The sequence below is a fragment of the Comamonas testosteroni TK102 genome, assembly GCF_000739375.1.
GTDB lineage: Bacteria > Pseudomonadota > Gammaproteobacteria > Burkholderiales > Burkholderiaceae_C > Comamonas > Comamonas brasiliensis.
The window spans coordinates 3961564-3975255 of the sequence record NZ_CP006704.1 but is presented as its reverse complement, the minus strand read 5'-3'; the positions used below and the strand labels follow the sequence as shown (position 1 = coordinate 3975255).

13 protein-coding genes and 1 tRNA gene are annotated in these 13692 nt (G+C 60.2%); 13 read left to right on the top strand and 1 reads right to left on the bottom strand.

Annotated features, from left to right (window positions below):
• Nucleotides 1–80: 80 nt before the first annotated feature.
• From infC to O987_RS17915, 8 genes are all read left to right on the top strand, one after another.
• Complete coding sequence (infC, locus tag O987_RS17950; protein ID WP_019044015.1) at nucleotides 81–713, top strand: translation initiation factor IF-3; 633 nt, start codon at nucleotides 81–83, stop codon at nucleotides 711–713.
• 192 nt (nucleotides 714–905) lie between these two features.
• Nucleotides 906–1109, top strand: coding sequence for a 50S ribosomal protein L35 (gene rpmI / locus O987_RS17945; RefSeq protein WP_003053571.1), 204 nt, complete (start codon nucleotides 906–908; stop codon nucleotides 1107–1109).
• A 26-nt stretch (nucleotides 1110–1135) separates the two neighbouring features.
• On the top strand, nucleotides 1136–1495 hold the full coding sequence (gene rplT, locus O987_RS17940) for a 50S ribosomal protein L20 (protein ID WP_003053572.1): 360 nt from the start codon (nucleotides 1136–1138) through the stop codon (nucleotides 1493–1495).
• 201 nt (nucleotides 1496–1696) lie between these two features.
• Nucleotides 1697–2749, top strand: coding sequence for a phenylalanine--tRNA ligase subunit alpha (pheS, locus tag O987_RS17935; protein WP_003053573.1), 1053 nt, complete (start codon nucleotides 1697–1699; stop codon nucleotides 2747–2749).
• Nucleotides 2750–2915: 166 nt separating this feature from the next.
• The gene (gene pheT / locus O987_RS17930) at nucleotides 2916–5369 is read left to right on the top strand and encodes a phenylalanine--tRNA ligase subunit beta (protein ID WP_043373873.1); all 2454 of its coding nucleotides are present in this window, start codon (nucleotides 2916–2918) and stop codon (nucleotides 5367–5369) included.
• Nucleotides 5370–5397: 28 nt separating this feature from the next.
• Nucleotides 5398–5724: an integration host factor subunit alpha gene (locus O987_RS17925; RefSeq protein ID WP_003053575.1), complete on the top strand. Its 327-nt coding sequence runs from the start codon at nucleotides 5398–5400 to the stop codon at nucleotides 5722–5724.
• Nucleotides 5725–5964: 240 nt separating this feature from the next.
• The gene (locus O987_RS17920; protein WP_043373871.1) at nucleotides 5965–6414 is read left to right on the top strand and encodes a MerR family transcriptional regulator; all 450 of its coding nucleotides are present in this window, start codon (nucleotides 5965–5967) and stop codon (nucleotides 6412–6414) included.
• Between the two features lie 30 nt (nucleotides 6415–6444).
• Nucleotides 6445–6521 (top strand) — tRNA-Pro (locus tag O987_RS17915).
• A gap of 22 nt (nucleotides 6522–6543) precedes the next feature.
• Here the strand turns inward: O987_RS17915 and O987_RS28880 are convergent.
• Nucleotides 6544–6786 (bottom strand): hypothetical protein, encoded by a 243-nt coding sequence (locus O987_RS28880; RefSeq protein ID WP_144244942.1) that lies wholly within the window; start codon nucleotides 6784–6786, stop codon nucleotides 6544–6546.
• A gap of 549 nt (nucleotides 6787–7335) precedes the next feature.
• Between O987_RS28880 and O987_RS17905 the strand changes: the two genes are divergently transcribed.
• The 5 genes from O987_RS17905 (at nucleotide 7336) to O987_RS17885 (ending at nucleotide 13535) form a co-directional block, all read left to right on the top strand.
• Nucleotides 7336–8859, top strand: coding sequence for a TolC family outer membrane protein (locus tag O987_RS17905; RefSeq protein ID WP_003053577.1), 1524 nt, complete (start codon nucleotides 7336–7338; stop codon nucleotides 8857–8859).
• 43 nt (nucleotides 8860–8902) lie between these two features.
• Nucleotides 8903–9139, top strand: a complete 237-nt coding sequence (locus O987_RS17900) for a hypothetical protein (RefSeq protein WP_003053579.1) — start codon at nucleotides 8903–8905, stop codon at nucleotides 9137–9139.
• 176 nt (nucleotides 9140–9315) lie between these two features.
• Nucleotides 9316–11454 (top strand): type I secretion system permease/ATPase, encoded by a 2139-nt coding sequence (locus O987_RS17895; RefSeq protein ID WP_051962311.1) that lies wholly within the window; start codon nucleotides 9316–9318, stop codon nucleotides 11452–11454.
• Nucleotides 11451–12863: an HlyD family type I secretion periplasmic adaptor subunit gene (locus O987_RS17890; protein WP_043373866.1), complete on the top strand. Its 1413-nt coding sequence runs from the start codon at nucleotides 11451–11453 to the stop codon at nucleotides 12861–12863. The genes O987_RS17895 and O987_RS17890 overlap by 4 nt, the downstream gene beginning before the upstream one ends.
• A gap of 33 nt (nucleotides 12864–12896) precedes the next feature.
• Complete coding sequence (locus tag O987_RS17885) at nucleotides 12897–13535, top strand: response regulator transcription factor (protein WP_003053584.1); 639 nt, start codon at nucleotides 12897–12899, stop codon at nucleotides 13533–13535.
• The last annotated feature ends 157 nt before the right edge of the window (nucleotides 13536–13692 follow it).

Genomic DNA, 13692 nt, shown 5'->3' with positions numbered 1-13692 from the left:
CAGATTAATTTTTGTGGCGGGTCGGTCAGCGTGCAAGGCACGCTAGCCGGCTACGCTGTTGTAGCCATTTCAATCCAAGGGTGAAAACCATAGCTACTGAATTTCGCGATCGGCGCCACCGTGAAGAGCGCAAGCATCGACTGAACCGAGAAATCATGGCGCCTGAAGTGCGTCTGTCTGGTCCTGAGAACGAGCCTCTGGGCATCGTGCCGCTGCAAGAAGCGCTGCGCATGGCCGGCGAGCTGGATGTCGACCTGGTGGAAATCGCGGCCAACGCATCTCCTCCGGTCTGCCGTTTGATGGATTACGGCAAGTTCAAGTACCAGGAACAGAAGAAGGCTGCCGAAGCCAAGGCCAAGCAGACCGTCATCGAAATCAAGGAAGTGAAGTTCCGCCCTGGTACGGATGATGGTGACTACAACATCAAGCTGCGCAATATCCGCCGTTTTCTGGCGGAAGGCGACAAGTGCAAGATCACGCTGCGTTTCCGCGGCCGTGAAATCACGCACCAGCAGCTGGGTCTGAATCTGCTCAACCGTCTGCGTGACGATCTGGCCGATTCCATCCAGGTGGAGCAGTTCCCCAAGCTGGAAGGCCGTCAGATGATCATGATGGTTGCGCCGGCTCGTGCAGGTGGCAAGAAGCCCGCTGGTGGTGCAAAACCACAAGGCGATGGTGTCGCTGCTGCACCTGAGGCTGCAGATAAGGCATAATTGCGGTTTTGCCTTTCGGGCAAGAGTGGGCTTGGCCCACTTTTGTTTTGTGCGGCAGACAAAGAATTTGCAGGCTTGCCTGCAATAGTCAGTCCGGCCTGGCCGGACTGACAAACAAGTGCCTCGGAGGCCAGCGAAGTGTGTGCGGGTTGCACACCGCCTTGCGAGCACAAATTCAATAGGAGCATTCACATGCCCAAAATGAAGACCAAGAGCAGCGCGAAGAAGCGTTTTCGCGTTCGTCCCGGTGGTACCGTCAAGCGCGGTCAAGCCTTCAAGCGTCACATCTTGACCAAGAAGACCACGAAGAACAAGCGTCACCTGCGTGGCATTGTCAACGTGCATTCCGGCGATATGGGCTCCATCGCAAAGATGTTGCCTTCCGCAGGCCTGTAATTCACTGACGAACTAGGAGAAAACACATGCCTCGCGTCAAACGTGGTGTAACGGCTCGCGCCCGTCACAAAAAAGTTCTGAATCTGGCCAAGGGTTTCCGCGGTCGCCGTGGTAACGTCTTCCGCGTTGCCAAGCAAGCGGTCATGAAGGCTGGTCAATATGCCTACCGTGACCGTCGTACCAAGAAGCGCGTGTTCCGTCAGCTGTGGATCGCTCGTATCAACGCTGCTGCACGTGAACTGGGTCTGACTTACAGCCAATTCGCCAACGGCCTGAAGAAGGCTGCCATCGAAATCGACCGCAAGATGCTGGCCGATATCGCCGTGCACGACAAGGCTGCTTTTGCAGCTATCGTCGACCAAGTCAAGGCCAAGCTGGCTGCCTGAGGTCACGATCGGTAGTTACTTCTTGTAGGACTTTTGCAGACAAGGATCCTCAAAGGCATTTGCCGATGGGCGAGCATCTTGCTTGAACTTGATTGCAGAAGTCGTGTCTTGTTCAGTAGCTGCTGATGCACAAACAGCAAGGGCTAGGGCTTGAAAAGGCACTAGCCCTTGTTTATTTTTACAAGTCGATAAAGAGTCGATATGAACGAGTTGGATTCTCTGGTCGAAAGCGCACAGCAACTGTTTGCGCAAGCCCACACCCCCGCTGATCTGGAAAATGCCAAGGCGCAGTTTCTGGGCAAGTCGGGCAAGATGACCGAGCTCATGAAGGGCATGGCGCAGCTTTCCGTCGAAGAGAAAAAGTCGCGCGGCGCTGCCATCAACGTGGCCAAGCAGGCGATCGAAGCGGCTCTGACCGCCCGCCGCAAGGCCTTGGCGGATGCCGAGCTGCAGGCCCATCTGAAAGCCGAGGTGCTGGATGTGACTCTGCCCGGTCGCCGTCGTGGCGCGGGAGGGCTGCACCCCGTCTCCATCACCATGGAGCGTATCGAGGGCATCTTCGGCTCCATGGGCTTTGATGTGGCCCAGGGCCCCGAGATCGAATCCGACTGGTTCAACTTCACGGCGCTGAACACGCCCGAAGACCATCCCGCGCGTTCCATGCACGACACCTTCTATGTCGAAGGCGGCACCCAGCACGCGCCCAATCTGCTGCGCACACACACCAGCCCCATGCAGGTGCGTCATGCCGTGCAGCATGTGAAGAATTACCGCAACGCGCTCGACGCCGGCCAGACCATGCCCGAAATCCGCGTGATTGCCCCCGGCCGCACTTACCGTGTGGACTCGGATGCCACCCACTCGCCCATGTTCCACCAGTGCGAAGGCCTGTGGATCGGCGAGAACGTGAGCTTCAAGGACCTGAAGGTGGTGTTCACCGATTTCTGCAAGACCTTCTTCGAGCAGGATGATCTGGTGCTGCGCTTTCGTCCCAGCTTCTTCCCGTTCACCGAGCCTTCGGCCGAAATCGACATCCAGTTCCAGAGCGGCCCGCTGGCCGGTCGCTGGCTGGAGGTCTCGGGCGCCGGCCAGGTGCACCCCAATGTGGTGCGCAACATGGGCCTGGACCCCGAAAAATACATCGGCTTTGCCTTTGGCATGGGCCCCGACCGCCTGACCATGCTGCGTTATGGCGTCAACGACCTGCGCCTGTTCTTCGACGGCGACATCCGTTTCCTGTCGCAGTTTCAGTAATTAAAAAAGTGAGCTGCTAGCGCATGATATGAAACAATTTCAGATAGTTTTGATGCTGAGATCGTTGTGAGCCGAGCGCTAATAGCTCATCTTTTTGAAATACGCATGCCCAGCCAGTTGCAGACCGCCTGCGGTGCGACTGGCATGAACGCCAAAGAGTCTGACTATGCAATTTCCTGAATCCTGGTTGCGCGAATACTGCAACCCCAATCTGACCACCCAGCAACTGGCCGATACCCTGACCATGGCCGGTCTGGAGGTGGAAGAGCTGGATCCTGTGGCGCCTCCCTTCACCGGTATCGTGGTCGGTGAAATCAAGGAAGCCGTGCAGCACCCCGACGCCGACCGCTTGCGCATCTGCCAGGTCGACGTGGGCGGCCCCGAGCTGCTGAACATCGTCTGCGGCGCGCCCAATGCGCGCGTGGGCATCCGCATTCCCTGCGCCACCGTGGGCGCCGAGCTGCCGCCCGGTGCCGATGGCAAGCCCTTCAAGATCAAGATCGGCAAGCTGCGCGGCGTGCAGAGCTTTGGCATGCTGTGTTCGGCCAAGGAGCTGGGCATCGACGAAGACGCCAGCGGCTTGCTGGAGTTTCCCGCCGATGCGCCTCTGGGCCAGAACGTGCGCGAGTACCTGAATCTGGACGACACGCTGTTCACGCTGAAGTTGACGCCCAATCTGGCGCATTGCCTGAGCGTCTACGGCGTGGCGCGCGAGCTGTCGGCGCTGACCGGCACGCCGCTCAAAGCCCTGTCCTTCCCCGCTGCGGCCGTGGCCTTGCAAGACAAGCTGCCGGTCAAGATTGAAGCCACCGACCTGTGCGGCCGCTTCTCGGGCCGCATCGTGCGCAATGTCAACACCCGGGTGAAGACGCCCCAGTGGATGGTGGACCGCCTGGCACGCTGCGGCCAGCGCTCGGTCAGCCCTCTGGTGGACATCTCGAACTACGTGATGTTCGAGCTGGGCCGTCCCAGCCATATCTTCGATCTGGACAAGATCAGCGGCGGCCTGAATGTGCGCTGGGGCAAGGAGGGCGAAACGCTCAAGCTGCTCAATGGCAACACCATCAAGATCGACGATTTCCTCAAGGTCGGCGTGATTGCCGATGACAAGCAGGTCGAGTCGCTGGCCGGCATCATGGGCGGCGACGCCACGGCCGTGTCCGACGACACCAGGAACATCTACATCGAAGCCGCGTTCTGGTTCCCCAAGGCCGTGGCCGGCCGTTCGCGCCACTTCAACTTCTCGACCGACGCCGGTCACCGCTTCGAGCGCGGCGTGGACCCCGAGTTCACCACCGAGCACATCGAGCGCATCACCGCGCTGGTGCTGGAAATCTGCGGCACGCCCGAGACGCAAGTCGGTGCCATGGACGACCAGAAGCCCAATATGCCCGCCTCCAAGGCCGTGCAACTGCGCGTGGCGCGTGCGGCCAAGGTCATCGGCATGGCCGTGACGCAGCAGCAATGCCTGGATGCCCTGAACGGCCTGGGTCTGCCTGCCACCGTGGCTTCGGAAGGCGTGATTTCGGTGACTGCTCCGACCTTCCGCTTCGACATCAATCTGGAAGAAGATCTGATCGAGGAAGTGGCCCGCATGATCGGCTACGAAAACCTGCCGACCACCAAGCCGCTGGCCCCGATCTCGCCCAAGCTGCGCGCCGAGAACGAGCGCAGCCCCTATGCCGTGCGCCACGAGCTGGCGGGCCTGGGCTACCAGGAAACCATCAACTTCAGCTTTGTCGAAGAAAAGTGGGAGCAGGAGCTGGCCGGCAACAGCAACGCCATCAAGCTGCTCAACCCCATTGCCAGCCATCTGAGCGTGATGCGCTCGTCCCTGCTGGGTTCGCTGCTGCAGGTGCTCAAGTTCAACGTGGACCGCAAGGCTCAGCGCGTGCGCGTGTTCGAGCTGGGTCGCGTGTTCTTCAAGGACGAGTCCGTGGCCGACTCCGACACCACCGTCAAGGGCTTTTATCAGCCCATGCGCGTGGCGGGTCTCGCCTACGGCGCAGCCGACCAGCTGCAGTGGGGCAGGGCAGAAGCCAAGGTCGACTTCTATGACGTCAAGGGAGATGTGGAAGCACTGCTGGCTCCGGCCAAGCCGGTGTTCGAGCCCGCCGAGCATCCGGCCATGCACCCCGGCCGCTGCGCGCGCGTGCTGCTGGACGGCAAGGCCATCGGCTTTGTCGGCGAGCTGCATCCCCAGTGGCGCCAGGAATGGGATCTGGCCCAGGCTCCCGTGATGTTCGAGCTCGAGCTCGATGCCGTGCTGGCCCGCCAGGTGCCGGTCTTCAAGCCCGTGACCAAGCACCAGGCCGTGGAGCGCGACATTGCCGTGGTCGTCAAGGAAGCCGTGACCCACGCCCAGGTGATGGAGGCCGTGCAGCAAGGTGTGCAGGGCGGCATTCTGCGCTCGGCCGTGCTGTTCGACGTCTTCCGTCCCAAGAAGCTCAAGGCTGGCGAGGAAGCGGCGCCGGGCAGTCTGGCCCAGGACGAGAAGAGCCTGGCCGTGCGCCTGACGCTGGGCAGCGACACCGCGTCGCTGACCGATGCGGAAATCGAGGCCGCCATGCAGGGCACCATTGCGGCGCTGGTTGAACGCGTTGCGGCTCGTCTGCGCTGATATGTTCAATCCACAAGGAGATCGACCCATGGAGCTTGCCGTAGAGAGCATCGACAGCCCCGCGCTGACCAAGGCGCAGCTGGCCGATCTGCTGTTTGACGAAATCGGTCTGAACAAGCGCGAAGCCAAGGACATGGTGGATGCGTTTTTCGACCTGATCTCGCAAAAGCTGGTGGAAGGCGAAGATGTCAAGCTTTCGGGCTTCGGCAACTTCCAGATCCGCACCAAGGCACCACGTCCCGGACGCAACCCGCGCACCGGTGAGCTGATTCCCATCGCTGCTCGCCGCGTGGTGACCTTCCATGCCAGCAGCAAGCTCAAGGAGCTGATCCAGGGCGAGAGTTCGGGGTCTTAAGCGACTTGCACACGGCTGATGCACTGTCAAGCGGAGCATCGGTCACTGAAGAGCTGACAGTCTTGCGTCGCGCGCGGTGCAAGGTCCTGTCAGCTCTTCGCGCTATATTGCAAGGACTTGTACAAAGAGGGAGGCGCAACGGGCTTTGCTATCGGCAAAGCACCGTGCCCGATCCTGATTTGCACAAGCCGTGATGGCCTATCTTTCACTCGTCCCTTCACCGACTGCTTGCAACCAGCCATGGCTTCATCTTTGCCGGCAATTCCTGCCAAGCGCTATTTCACCATCGGTGAAGTGGCGGATCTGTGCGACGTCAAGCCTCATGTGCTGCGTTACTGGGAGCAGGAGTTTGTGCAGCTCAAGCCCATGAAGCGGCGCGGCAACCGCCGCTACTACCAGCACCACGAGGTATTGATGGTGCGCCGCATCCGGGAGCTGCTGTACGAGCAGGGCTTCACCATCAGCGGTGCAAGAAATCGTCTGCGCGAACTGGTGACGGGCCACGGCAGGGCAGTCGAGCCGCAGGCGGCGCTTGCGCAGTCGGCACTGCCTGTGCCGGGAGAGGACCTGGCGCAGAGCCATCTGCTGAGCGCAATGCTGCAACAGGGCCTCTCAGAGCCTGCCGGTGTCATGGGCATGGAAGAGGTCAAAGAAGAGCTTTTGCAGATCAGGGCGCTTCTTTCTCTTTGATGTCGGATTTCTGTGTATAATTGAGGTCTTCGGAATGTAGCGCAGCCTGGTAGCGCACTTGCATGGGGTGCAAGGGGTCGCGAGTTCGAATCCCGCCATTCCGACCAATTAGACAAGGGCTTCTGACTATCAAGTCAGAAGCCCTTTTTCTATTGCCGCAGCGATACGGCGTGAAGCATTTGATGACGGCTTCCCTGTAGGAACGGGTCTGATTTCGTCCGATTGCGTTAACCCCAGCGGGAATAACGAGAGCGGATGCGGTATTGATTCTTGGTTTCTTTGATATAAAGAACGAATGAAAAGAATTGCCAATTCCGGGCAAAAAATTCGAAGTTCGGCTGTTTGAGTGATTTTTGAAACAAATTCTTGCATGCGTTGTGCTAGATTTGCATTCGAATCCAATTGTTTGATGGTGTTGCCAGGAGATCAGCCATCAACGCACGGCTTCGCATGCAAGGTTATGCGTCAAGAACACCGGCCGGAAACCGGAGGCTCCGCCTTGCTATCGTGGAAAGGAAAATCTCCAAATGCGCTGTGTCTAGCCTATCGCCGCTTCACAGCCTGTCCGCGTGATTTGTTTGGCCTGGGGATTGGTGACGCCATCCCTTCAGCACCGCCTTGCGGTCGCTCGTCAGGCAAATGTGATGAGTCTTGTCGATCAGGCAACAAGCTTGGCCTGAACTTCAGTCTCCTGCGCGGCGCTGGCATGACGCCAAAGGTTGTGAGCAAGAGAGTTACAGAGTTCCATTTTGCGAGTTCTGAGGCCGTCTGCTATGCCTTGCCGGGCAGCAGCGAGCCCGTCCACATCAACACCAGCTTCCGCGGGGAGCGACTTGCAGAGGTCGCACCGATTGCTCTCGCTCATTCGTTGGCGGGCCAGACATCGCATTGCCCGGTCGGAATCAAACAAGAGGGATAACAATGAAATTCAGTCAGATTGCACAAGTGGTTGCCACTTTGGGCGTGGCCTCGTGGGCCATGGGAGGCATGGCCCAGACAACCATGAATGCACAGCAAGCCAACGAGCAAGGTGTCGCACTGCAAAAAGTGGTGGAGCAGGCACTGATGACGCATCCGGAAGTGCAGGCGCGATTTCAGGATTTCACTTCGTCCGCCGAAGGTCAGAACGTGGCCCGGGGCGGCTGGCGTCCACAAGTCACAGCGCAAGGTTGGGTCGGGCGCGAGTGGCGCAGCCATATTCAGGATTCGCCATCGCAGAACTGGAACCGTCCAGGCTGGAATCTGCAGCTGCGTCAGCTGATCTTTGATGGTTTCACCACCAGCAGCAATATCCGTCAGCTGGGCTTTGAGAAGCTTTCAAAGTTCTACGATCTGCGTGCCACCACGGAAAGCCTGGCCAATGATGTGGTCGCGGCCTATCTGGATGTGCAGCGCTACCGTGAAATGGAAAAGCTGGCGCGCGAAAACTTCGGCACCCACCAGGTGACGCTGGGCCAGTTGCGCGAGCGCCAGCAGTCCGGCGTGGGGCGTGGCGTGGACCTGGAGCAGGCCAGCGGTCGTCTGTCGCTGGCACAGACCAATCTGATGACCGAGAGCAACAACCTCAACGATGTGATGCAGCGCTACCGTCGTGTGGTGGGCGAGTATCCGGCGGCCACGCTGGATCCCGTGCCCGAGGTGACTGGCAAGCTGCCGGTATCCGGGGTTGCCAAGGATTTTGGCGATTCGCTGCGCGCGAGCCCGCTGCTGCTGTCGAAACAGGCCCTGGTGCAAGCGGCCGAGGCAGGTCAGAAGGCCGCCAAGGGGGCGCATATGCCCAAGCTGGAGCTGCTGGCATCCACCGGGCGTGACCGTGACCAGAATTCGCCGGCCTACTGGGATGTGCAGAGCTCGCGGGTGCAGCTGATGCTGACCTACAACCTGTATCGCGGCGGCGCGGACGAGGCACGTCTGCGCCAGACGATCGCCCAGGGCTATGCGGCCCAGGACGTGCGCGATTACACCTGCCGCAATCTTCAGCAGGAGCTGTCGATTACCTGGAACACCATGGCCCGTCTGCGTCAGCAAACGCCGTTCCTGCGTGAGCATGTTCTTTCCACTGCCAAGGTGCGCGTGGCGTATCAGCAGCAGTTCAAGATCGGTCAGCGTTCGCTGCTGGACCTGCTGAATACGGAAAACGAGTTGTTCGATGCGCAGCGCGCCCTGGTCAATGCCCAATATGACCTGAAAAAGGCCGAGTACCAGTGGCTGACCTTGTCCAGCCAGATTCTGCCGGTGCTGGGCCTCGCACAGCCGCATGACGATAGCCGTCCGGAGGAGCAACAGGCACTGGCCTTGCCCGATGACTTGCTGCGCAGCTGCAAATCTTCGGTGCCGGACACCAACAATCTGACGCCGGTGCCTGCCAGCATGGAGACCGATCAGGGCGTTCCTGTGCAAGCTCCAGCTCCTGTGTCTGCACCTGCCGCAGCTGTCCGCCAGTGATGGCTGCCGGCGTCTGGCGCATCTTTAGTGGGAGTTGAACAAGATGGATAAAAGCGATTCACCACCTTCAGAGCGGTCTTCCCGGCAGGAACTGTCGGCACTGGATGCGGATTTCATTCGCGTTCTGGAGGACTTGATTGATGCCTTGCTTGCCAATGGAACCTTGCGCTTGACGGATCTTCCGCCACAGGCGCTGGAGAAGCTGAGCCAACGCAAGCAGGCGCGCCAGCGCATGCGCAATTCGCTGGACTTGATTGATGATGACGAAGAGCTTTTATAGGTTGATTGTTGAAGATGACCAAACCAGACGTTGAACCTACTATGGCATCGGTCAGCGGTACGGATGCGACCCAGAAGCGAGGGCATGGTGCTTCGCCGGACACGGCGGCGGAGCAGGCCGGCCCGGCTTTTCTGGGGGCGCGCGGCTCAGGGCATGCGCCGGCTGGAGACTGGCGCATGCCTGCCCACGAGACCCATGCCGACCCCTTGCTGGACTGCCTGGTTCAGCTCACCAACCTGCATGGCAAGCCCTATACCGCGCAGGCCCTGAGCAATGGTCTGCCGCTGGTGGACCAGCGTCTGACGCCTTCGTTGCTGGCTCGGGCCGCGGCTCGCGCGCAGTTCAGCACGCGCATCGTGCAGCGCGGTCTTGATGATGTCCCCCAGGGTTTGCTGCCGGCCATTTTGATTCTCCATGGCGGCCGTGCCTGTCTGCTGCTCAGGCCCCAGGAGAGCGGTCGCTTCCTCGTGCAGTACCCGGAGTCGGAGAGTCCGGTCGAGGTCGAGGCCCAGGCTTTGCTGCAGGACTATGCGGGGCTGATGTGCTTTGTGCGTCCCCAGTTCCGTTTCGAGCCGCGCTCCGTGCAGCAAGGCATGGAGCCACGCAGCAGTCACTGGTTCTGGGCCGTGATTCTGGAGAATCGGCGCCTGTATCGCGATGCCCTGCTGGCTGCCGTGCTCATCAATGTCTTTGCGCTGGCCATGCCCTTGTTCAGCATGAATGTGTATGACCGCGTGGTGCCCAACAACGCGGTGGAAACATTGTGGGTGCTGGCGATCGGCATTTCCCTGGTGCTGATCTTCAACTTCGTGCTGACGACGACGCGCGCCTATGTCGTGGATGCTGCGAGCAAGCGTGTGGATGTGCAGCTGTCCGCACAGATCATGGAGCGTGTCCTGGACTTGCGCATGGAAAGCCGGCCTGCATCCGTCGGTTCGTTTGCGGCCAATCTGCGCTCGTTTGAGTCGGTTCGGGACTTCATTGCGTCTGCCAGCTTGACGACCCTGGTGGATCTGCCCTTTGTGCTGCTGTTCCTGGTGGCGATTGCCTGGATTTCGCCCTGGATGCTGATCCCTCCCGTGGTCGCGATTGCCGCGATCTTGCTGGTCTCCTTCTGGGCCCAGGCGCGCATGGAGAGTCTGACGCTCAAGACCTTCCAGGCCTCGTCTCAGCGCAACGCGTTGCTCGTGGAGTCGCTGACCAACCTGGAGGCCGTCAAGACGCTCAACGCCCAAGGCGGCGTGCAGCGTCTGTGGGAGAGCTCCACCCAGTACATCGCCTATATGGGCGGCAAGATCAAGTTCATTTCGTCGGGCACGGTGAACTTCGTTCAGACCCTGCAGCAACTGGTCACCGTGGCGGTGGTCATCGTCGGCGTGTACCAGGTGCAGGATTCGGCGCTGTCCATGGGCGGCATCATTGCCGCCTCCATGATTGCGGGGCGCTGCCTGGCGCCTTTCGGTCAGGTCGCAGGGCTGATGATGCAGTTCCACAATGCGCGCACCTCGCTGAATTCCATCGACAACTATATGAAGATGCCGGTCGAGCACGAAGCGGACCGGGAGTTCGTCTCGCGTCCGGATCTGCGTGGCGCCATCGAATTTCGCAATGTCAGCTTCAGCTACCCGGGCAGCGAGCAGGCCAGTCTTTCAGGCGTGAGCTTTTCGGTCCGGCCCGGGGAGCGGGTCGGCATCATCGGGCGTATCGGCTCGGGCAAGACCACGCTGGAAAAGCTGGTTCTGGGTCTGTATCAGCCCACTGAGGGCTCGGTGCTGATCGATGGAGTGGATGCTCGTCAGATAGATCCCGTGGACCTGCGCCGGGCCATCGGACATGTGCCGCAGGATCCTATGCTGTTCTATGGCAGCCTGAAGCACAACCTGCTGGTGGGGGCGCCGTTCGCGGGCGAGTCCGATATGTTGCATGCGGCGCGCATTGCCGGCGTGGATGAGTTCGTGGCGCGCAACCCCAAGGGCTATGACATGCTGGTGGGCGAGCGTGGCGAGTCGCTCTCTGGCGGCCAGCGCCAATCCATTGCGGTCGCCCGTGCGCTGATCAACGACCCGGCCATATTGTTGCTGGATGAGCCCAGCAGCAATCTGGACAATCAAAGCGAAGCCCAGCTCAAGCGGCGGCTGGAAGAGGCTGCCCGGGACAAGACCATTTTGCTGGTCACGCATCGCACGGCCTTGTTGACCCTGGTTGACCGGTTGATCGTGATCGATGGCGGCAAAATCGTTGCCGATGGTGGCAAGGAGCAGGTCATCGAAGCCTTGAAACAAGGACGGATTGGCGGAGTAGGAGGGCGAGCATGAGCGAGTCCAAGGCAGAGAAGAAGCCCTCGCGCTTCAGCAATGCACTCAAGGCGCGCTGGTCGCGGCTGGAGCGATGGCTGCTTGACGGTAGCGAGGTGGTGGGAACGCATCAGCCTGGAGATCTCAAGGCCGATGCGCAGTGGGCGGCAGGGCAGCAGCAGGCGCGCGGCTCTCGTCTGCTGATATGGGTGGCCTTGGTCACCGTGCTGGTTCTGGTGCTCTGGGCCTGTCTGGGCCGCATCGACGAAGTGGTTCGAGGCCAGGGCAAGGTGGTTCCCTCGCGTCAGGTTCAGGTGGTGCAGAGCCTGGATGGCGGCATCGTCAAGGAAATTCTGGTGCATCCCGGCGAACATGTGGAGCAGGGTCAGGTCATCTTGCGTATCGATCCAACGCGCTACAGTTCGTCCTTGGGGGAGAACAAGGCCGAACTGCTGGCATTGAAGGCCAAGGCTGCACGCCTTCAGGCCCTGGCATCGGGTGAGCCCTTCAAGGCTCCGGAGGATGTGCAGGCGCTGGCGCCTCAGCTGGTGGAGATGGAGCGGCGCATGTGGGAGAGCCGCTCCCAGGAGCTCAACACCAATGTCAATATTGCGCGTGACCAGCTGCGTCAACGTCAGCAGGAGCTGCGCGAAACCCAGGCCAACCGGGACCAGGCCTCGTCCAGTTGCAGTTTGACGTCCGAAGAGCTTTCGGTGACCCGGCCTTTGCTCAAGAGCGGTGCGGTGTCCGAAGTGGATTTGCTGCGCCTGCAACGGGATGTGGCTCGCTTCTGTGGCGAGGCCAAGGCAGCCGGCGCGCAGATCGGGCGTATTCAGGCGGCGATTCAGGAGGCGGAACGCAAGATCCAGGAGTCCGAGCTGAATATGCGTAACCAGTCCCGCTCCGATCTCTCAGACACCCAGGTCAAACTGGGGACTCTGGAGCAAGGCAAGGTGGCACTGGAGGACAGGGTCAAGCTGGCCGAGGTGCGCTCGCCCGTGCGCGGCACGGTCAATACCCTGATGGCCAATACCGTGGGCGGTGTCGTGCAGCCTGGCAAGGACATCCTGGACATCGTGCCGCTGGATGACACCTTGCTGATGGAAGTGCAGGTCAATCCACGCGACATCGGCTTCTTGCATTTCGGTCAGCAGGCAGAGGTGAAGTTCACGGCCTATGACTTTGCCATCTACGGAGGTTTGCAGGGGAAATTGGAGCAGATCGGTGCCAACACCGTGACGGACGAGAAAGGGAATTCCTTCTATGTCGTGAAGGTGCGCACGGACAAGGCTCATGTGGGCGATGACTCGCGCCCCATCATTCCCGGCATGCAGGCGGAAGTGCACATCCTCACGGGCAAGCGCACCTTGATGCAGTATTTGCTCAAGCCGATTCTGCGTGCCAAGTCCAATGCCTTGATCGAACGTTAGTTCATGGATCACCAACAATTAAAAAGGACCTCTATGAATGCCTTGCCTGTATTGATGCTGACCCAGGATGCCACGCTGTGGCAGGAATGGCAGCAGATCGCAGGCCCTCAGTGGATGCCTGCGCGCGGCCAGACTCTGGCCGATTTGCAACGCTGGAAGCAGCAAGGCCGTACCGTGGTGGTGCTGGATGCAGCCCTGCCATCCTTGCCCGAGCCGACGGCTTCACGCTGGAATGAGCTGCTGAAGGATCTTCAGGTTCTGGTTCTCAGCAACCGTCCCAGCGATGAGGAGGGCCGGAACTTGCTGTCCCGTGGAGCATGTGGCTATGCCCACGCGCAATCGAGCTCGGAAGTGCTGTCGAGGATGCTGCAAAGCATGGCTGGTGGCAACATCTGGCTCGGACGTTCTCTGCTGCAGCGCTTGTTGCGCGATGTGGACGCCCGCCTGCCCGAGCAGGAATCGGACTGGGCTGAACCGTTGTCCGCACGCGAGCAGGAGGTTGCCCGCTATGCATCGCTGGGTGACAGCAATGCGGAGATTGCCGAACGCATGTCGATCAGCGAGCGTACCGTGCGTGCCCATCTGTCGGCTGTCTTTGAGAAACTGCAGGTGCAGGATCGATTGATGCTGACGTTGAAGGTTCACGGTATCGGACGCAGGCAACTGGCCTGAACCTGACCTTGGCGCTGCTGATGCAGACCTGATCATCTGCGGTGTTTGCCGCTGGAGTGCCAGTTGCTGAAAAGCCTGAAGCCTGCATATTGCAGGCTTCAGGCTTTTTTGATGTTCGGCAGCAGACACCGAATAAAACCGATCCTGATTGGCTTTG